The organism is Paenibacillus vulneris, assembly GCF_039543185.1.
GTDB classification, from domain to species: domain Bacteria; phylum Bacillota; class Bacilli; order Paenibacillales; family NBRC-103111; genus Paenibacillus_S; species Paenibacillus_S vulneris.
The window spans coordinates 315,916-322,409 of the sequence record NZ_BAABJG010000021.1 but is presented as its reverse complement, the minus strand read 5'-3'; the positions used below and the strand labels follow the sequence as shown (position 1 = coordinate 322,409).

Genomic DNA, 6,494 nt, shown 5'->3' with positions numbered 1-6,494 from the left:
ACCGTAGCATATGACCTGGAGAAAACGGAACGGGGCTTGCGCGCTACTAACGTCTACGTCATCCACGAGGGGTAAACCGTATGTTCGCGGACTACGAAGTCACTTACGCCGACTGCGCTTTTCATCGGCTAGACTCCGGACAAGTTGCCGTCGGTGTCCAACTATCAACGCGGAGCCGGATAGATGACGTGCATGTAAGCTACGGGCCCTACGCAGTAATCAGCGGCTTATATGACGTAGCGGCCGGCTCAATTCGGCAGTCAGTACCCGTAGTAGCTGCGGACATCATCCGGATAGCGCGGCCAGGTACAAAGCTAATTATTATCCGGAGCTCGTCAAGCGTGTTTATGCGTAAGAGGTCGCTCGAGAAGGAAATCGGACTGCTGGCGGCCGGTCGCGGGATAGAGGTTAAGTTGAGCCATAAACCGCGTCTTTACCGCGTTGCTCCCGATATATTAAGGCTGACGAACGATGCGATCGAGCGCGGGAGTACGGTTATAGCGGCCGTTTAAACGTTGTAATAGACTTCGAGGGCGTTAAAGCAAGCGATGTTTATTATACGCACAGCGAGAGGGTTCACGAAAACTAACTTAAAGGAGAATCTTAAAATGGAAAAAGTACAATCTCACATTCAAACAGTAAAAGACATTATTTACGGAAACGACGAGAACGCCTCGCTTAAACAGGCGTTTGTCATTCTTGACCGGGTAAAAGACGAAGTAAAATCGATCCGGGAGGACCAGTCTCTTTCAGGCATTGGTATTGCGCAAAAAGAGCGAGAGGCCCGTGAGCGCGGCGCGATTGACCTTGCAAAAATGGTTCGCGGATACAAACAAGCTATCACCAAAGAGCTCGATCAAGCGGAAAAAGCGGCTCGGGCCATTATTGATAAGCCGGATGTTAAGCCACCGCAAACATTAATCAGCGAGTTTAGCGGTAAATACGCTGAGCTTAAAGCCGAGTTGGCCGTCTTTAACACAAAAACAAACGCGGACAGACTGGTCGAATTGATGAGTTCCGTCAGCGATCCGTATTTCGCGAATATTTTAAAAAGCGAATTTGCGGAGTATGGCCCTGCGCTGCGTAACCATGTCGACCATATCCGGCTACAGACGGTCTACGATCGAGTAAAAAAGGTAGCGGAATCCGATGCGAGATCTAGTGCAAGGACCGCGCTGCAGGAGATCGAATCTTTGCGCAAGGCGATGCCGGTTAACTCAATGATTGGGCTGGGTATTGATAGCTCAATCGGGTCTGAATACCGAGGCATCCTCCGTGATCATGAAACGTTTTTGCATCAAAGAGGGGAATAAGGCCAGGCATTATACCAACGTATTACTGAATCCAATAAAAATATTCTGATAGGGGAAGATGATTAAATGAGTAAATTACCAGAACGGGTACAAACGGCAATTGCGGCGTATCAGGAAACAGTTAAAACTGCAGTTGAACAGACGCAGCGCGTTAATGATCGCACGGCCGAGATACAAGCAGAGCTAGAGCGTACAAAAGCTGAACTTGAAGCAGCGGTCGATAAAGCGATTGAAGACCCGGCACCGGTGAACACGCAAAAGGAGTCCGAGCTCCGCAAAAAAAGTGGCAGAGCTGACGTTGGATTTATCCGGAACAGAGCAAAGACAAAGGCGTGCCAGCATGACGGGCATGGACAAACAACGCGATCTTGCGCACGAAGCAATTAAGATCGGCCGTGAGGAAGCACGTAAATACTTTGACGAACATTACGACGAGGCATTACGCAAGGTCGCGGACGCTAAATATGCATACTTGAAGGCTGTTGTTGATTATCAAGACATGCGCAAACAAGCGTTCAGCATTTGGCGCGAGACTGTCCAACAAACAAATCAAAATTTCGCTGGAGAGGCGCCGAGCTTCCCCGAGGTGTCGTTTAGCTATCGTGGAGGAAGCCGTCAAGAATACGGCATTGTCCAGCAGGAGGTAGACAACGCACTGAGACATGGAATCATCCGAAAGTATTCCGTCGCTGACGGACGCGAGATCGAAGAAAGATACTAAGACTAAAAGAGGTCGCCCTTCAAGGTGGCCTCTTATTTTTGTATTCAGAGAGGTGAGAGTAATGGTAATGAACAAAGAATTATACGCAAGATGTAACCGGATTACGGAGCTCCTCTGGCTCTTTGCGCGCGTAACCGCGGATTATGCACCCGGCGAATACCGGTTTGCCGAACGCTATCCCGCCGAACACAAAGAGTACCGCACAATTTATACGGAGTTCATGGCGTCAGATGATCCGGCCCTTACGCGTTTCGGTTTCCGGATGAAACGTTTATTGTTCGAACTTAACGAGACTGACCAGACGTTCCAGCGGAACCGTCAGGAATCGCGCCAGGCACGCAAACAGCTCGATCTATTGCTCAGAGCAATGCGGCAATTAAACGAGGCTATCCGTACATTTATACTGGCTCTGCCGGAGGAGGTAGCGTAGATATGGCATTCGACCTCGTAGCCCGGCTTAAAATGATCGATAATATGTCCGGACCTGTACAGAAAGTTAAGTCATCCATGCGCGAGATGGACAAAGTAAGTAAGGCGACGGCAAGCACGACGGACCGCCTATCCAAGTCAGTGTCAAGTACTGGCGCAGCATTCCGTAGTTTTGCTACAACCACGGGGAGTGCGATAAGTGGAGTTGTATCGAGCGCCGGCAAGGCATCCTCTGCGATTGTCGGCATTGGGACGGCGGCCGCGTCGATTGCGGCTGGCACGGGGCTGTATAAAGCGTCTAAGGAAGCACTCACACTTGCGAATGATGCAGAAAAAGCAGGTATAGCTTTTACAACTATGTTGGGGAGCGAGAGCCGAGCGCAGAAGTTGCTTGGGGATATGAAGCAATTTGCGGCTGACACTCCGTTTGATTTACCGCAACTTCGTGACGCAGGCAAACGGATGTTGGCGTTTGGGTTCGCGGCCGAGAGAATCATACCCATGTTAACAGGCGTCGGGAACGCTGCTTCCGGTCTCAGCCTCGGAAAAGACGGGATTAACCGGATTACACTTGCACTGGGACAGATGAAGAGTAAGACAAAACTACAGGGCGATGAGGCGCTCCAATTGGTCGAGGCCGGGATTCCGGTTTGGGATATCTTGTCGGAGAAGATGAAGATATCGACTGCCGAGGTCATAAAGCTATCGGAAAAAGGGCTGATTCCTGCGGATAAGGCGATTAACGTACTTATCGATGGCATGAATAAGAATTTTCCTAACATGATGGAGAAGCAATCTAAAACGCTTAGTGGGATGGCCGCAAAGATCCAAGACGTATATAAAAACGATATCCTCGTAAAGTGGGGCGAGGGCATCGCCAAGGCACTATACCCACGATTTAAACAGCTTACAACGTGGATCGATAAGAACCAGGATAAGATAACGAAATGGGGAGATTCGATTGGTCGTGCGGCCTCGTACGCATCTGACGCTATCATAAATAAAGTAGAAAAGGCGTTTAATTACGTTAAAAAGAATTTCTTCGATAACCCTGATTTTGTAAAGGCTGAGACATTAGGCGAAAAGTTCAAATTCGTGATCGAAAGCTTTAAGGATACCTTTGACGCGTGGTACAACAGCGGTGGTAAAACGCAGATTAACGATACTGTAAAAACGTTAGTTGGATATGTCAGCAGCGCCGTTAAAGCGTCATACACTCCGTTTAAGCAGATCGGTATGGATATAGGTAGGCCATTAGCGGACGGTATGTTAGACGGTATGAAGGCGTTTGCGAAGGAAAATCCGGAAGCGGCATCCCTTGTGGCACTCCTTGTAACACCAGGAGGAGCCAGACTAAAACTAGCTGCCGCATTGTTTACTGGCACACAGGGTTATTTGGATAAATACCTGGGCTCGCCGACAACTGAAACTCGGGACGACGGATCTAAAAGGTTCTACTACAAAGATGGAAAGCTTATGGAGGTACCATGGTTCAACTCCATGTACAACGCATTCGCTGAGGTGTCAAAATCGGTTACTCCTGATAAGTTAGGTCTTAAGACGTCCGACCAATTTTTCGATAACCTAAAGTCGACGTCGGGTAGCGTAATGCCGAATAAACATGCCGGTGGCCTCGATCGCGTTCCTTACAACGGTTACAGCGCAATTCTACACAAAGACGAGCGCGTCCAAACGAAAGCCGAGGCGGATAGCTATCGGTCTGGCAGAAAAAGCGGCGATATAACGGTCAATGTGACGATGAACGGCGTTTCGTTTCAGGAAAAAGCGGACGTTGAGAGGATCGCAGGCGAATTAGCCCGAGAATTACAGCGTCATGTGGGGGCGATGCCGCAATAAAGAAACGGAGGAGCTGGCGGAGATGCGGCTCCTTCTTCTTTAATACGAGAGGGTGAGGAAGATTACAAAGCGCAAGGGTAATTATAAACGAGGCCGCCAGCCTTTAAACGAGATCCACTATGCAGCTATCGATCTATTAGCCGGTAAATACGGGCGAAAAAGTAAAAGTGAAATCGCGGATATTCTCGGCATTAACCGGCGCACCCTATACCGTTATAGAAAGCGGCCGGACTTTCAGCGAACGTTAGCTGCCGCCATTAATCGCGTTGTTGGCGAAAAGCTACGCGAATACAGACCGCCAGATCCGAGAAACCTTGGCATTGCGGAGGTTACACGGATACTGCAGGTTGTCGGGTTCGCAGTCGGATGATACGAAATAAGTCACAAAAAGCGTAAAACGGGTTACGGCGCGGAGTGGTGCGGGTTTAGCGTGTGGAACCGTATGTCCCAAAACTCCGCATTAGCCGAATTTTCCTGCACCAACCGCCTGGAGCGCGACCTCTCCGAAATTTTCAACTCCGATTACTTCCGATATAACCGCGCGTGTAACCTGACTAAGTCGTCCGATTTAACGCGTTTCATACCGTGAAACTCCAATATTGGCGCGGATTTACGGATTTATGCGTCCGATTCCGTAGGATTACATAATGTTACACTTCGGAAGTCCGCAAGGGCTGGCGGCACAGACAGGAAGAGGCAGCCGAACTCAGGGGGTGAACATGAATAACCGATGTATATCGGAGTTCTTACAATTAATAAGGAATGGCGTAACCATGCGGTTTCTGGTGGATTGTATACGGATGTATAAACGGTAGATTATGGGCGAGTTCGAAGAATGGCGTAGCGGTGCGGGTTTGCGTCGTTTTACGAGGGTTGTTAATATCTTATCAACAGTCCTGTTCTGTGAATAATGGATGTATACTTTCGTACCCCCCCCCCAAGGCCCCCCATCGATACCCCCTCGTCAGGTGCACAAAAAATCCGCATAGTTTATAAATTTTTGGGAGTTAACCCAAAAATGAAGGAAATATTAACAAGACGGCGAAGGAGAGAAAGTACAGCTCACGTTTTGCAAATTGTTTCCGAGTTGGCATACGGGAGTATAAGGAGGAAGATGAAAGTGAAGATTAAAATCCCATGCGTAAAGTGTGTAGCTGATGGTTCCATCGAAAGAGAATCACAGGAATTACTATACGAATACGAATTGACAGATGAAAGGGTATACTCTCTTAATTGTAATGAAGGTCACGAAACTGTAGTAATATTTGATACTCATGTATACGAACTTCTCTTTGATATGGGCTTGTATGCTCTAGCGGACGGGTATTCGCGCGAAGCGGTAGCGAACTTTGCTGCAGCAATAGAGCGATTCCACGAGTTTTCGATAAACGTATTTATTGCGAAATCTTTGTCGTCTTACTTATATCTAGATGAATTTCCAAAAGCTTGGAAAGGAATCTCAAGTCAATCGGAAAGACAACTGGGTGCTTATGTGATGTTATATCTAGCTGTTTTTAAACGTTCACCTGAGCTTATGCCTCAAAAGAATATTGAATTTAGAAATAATGTCATTCATAAAGGTAAGTTTCCGACTGTAGGAGAGGCCATGAAATATGCCGAATCAACGTTTAACTATATTAAACAAAAACTTGTGGAAATGAAAAAAGAATTAGATGATGAAGTTCTTTATGTTCACGATCATAGCTTACGAGAATATATAATTAAAAACTCAGGGAACTGTAAGCATGTTGTACATTGGTCCGAATTAGTAACCTTTAAGCCCTTAAGGCCAGTTGAAGAGATTGAGACGCTTTCATTTAAGGAAAGTTTCGAAAAACAAACGCGTCAGAGAATTTTTTATAATTAGCAAGTATATTATGTGTAGCAATACGTTTGATTTCGTCCAACACTTCGGGTAATATGTGATTAGCGATATCAATCGTTACATACGGGCGGCAATAACAGCCCCGAACGTGATTAACAATCCTATCTGCGTAGTGCAAACGTTGACCTGACGCGGTTTTGGCCTAACGCTAGCTGACCGAAAAATTCACCATTGACAACCCTAACGCGGTAGCTTCCTGCGGCTGCGGCTCTTCCTTTAAAGTGAAGGACGAAGAGGGTGCTCCGGAGAAATGCGACGATAAGGTCGAGGCGTAATAATAAACACGTCA

General features: G+C 47.4%; 8 protein-coding genes. All 8 read left to right on the top strand.

Annotation, left to right across the window (positions count from 1 at the left end; genetic code table 11):
• Nucleotides 1-80: 80 nt before the first annotated feature.
• The 8 genes from ABEA66_RS19800 (at nucleotide 81) to ABEA66_RS19765 (ending at nucleotide 6,187) form a co-directional block, all read left to right on the top strand.
• A complete protein-coding gene (locus ABEA66_RS19800) occupies nucleotides 81-512 on the top strand; it encodes a hypothetical protein (RefSeq protein WP_345589623.1) in 432 nt (143 codons plus the stop codon).
• 96 nt (nucleotides 513-608) lie between these two features.
• Nucleotides 609-1,313 (top strand): hypothetical protein, encoded by a 705-nt coding sequence (locus ABEA66_RS19795; RefSeq protein WP_345590084.1) that lies wholly within the window; start codon nucleotides 609-611, stop codon nucleotides 1,311-1,313.
• Between the two features lie 66 nt (nucleotides 1,314-1,379).
• Nucleotides 1,380-1,700 carry a hypothetical protein gene (locus ABEA66_RS19790; protein ID WP_345590082.1) on the top strand — a complete coding sequence of 107 codons (321 nt, stop codon included), beginning with the start codon at nucleotides 1,380-1,382 and terminating at the stop codon, nucleotides 1,698-1,700.
• Nucleotides 1,654-2,034, top strand: coding sequence for a hypothetical protein (locus ABEA66_RS19785; RefSeq protein ID WP_345590080.1), 381 nt, complete (start codon nucleotides 1,654-1,656; stop codon nucleotides 2,032-2,034). Before ABEA66_RS19790 ends, ABEA66_RS19785 begins: the two co-directional genes overlap by 47 nt.
• 67 nt (nucleotides 2,035-2,101) lie before the next feature.
• Nucleotides 2,102-2,464, top strand: coding sequence for a hypothetical protein (locus tag ABEA66_RS19780; protein WP_345590078.1), 363 nt, complete (start codon nucleotides 2,102-2,104; stop codon nucleotides 2,462-2,464).
• Between the two features lie 2 nt (nucleotides 2,465-2,466).
• Nucleotides 2,467-4,320, top strand: a complete 1,854-nt coding sequence (locus ABEA66_RS19775) for a tape measure protein (RefSeq protein WP_345590076.1) — start codon at nucleotides 2,467-2,469, stop codon at nucleotides 4,318-4,320.
• 52 nt (nucleotides 4,321-4,372) lie between these two features.
• On the top strand, nucleotides 4,373-4,690 hold the full coding sequence (locus ABEA66_RS19770; protein ID WP_345590074.1) for a phBC6A51 family helix-turn-helix protein: 318 nt from the start codon (nucleotides 4,373-4,375) through the stop codon (nucleotides 4,688-4,690).
• 750 nt (nucleotides 4,691-5,440) lie between these two features.
• Nucleotides 5,441-6,187 (top strand): hypothetical protein, encoded by a 747-nt coding sequence (locus ABEA66_RS19765; RefSeq protein ID WP_345590072.1) that lies wholly within the window; start codon nucleotides 5,441-5,443, stop codon nucleotides 6,185-6,187.
• Nucleotides 6,188-6,494 lie beyond the last annotated feature (307 nt).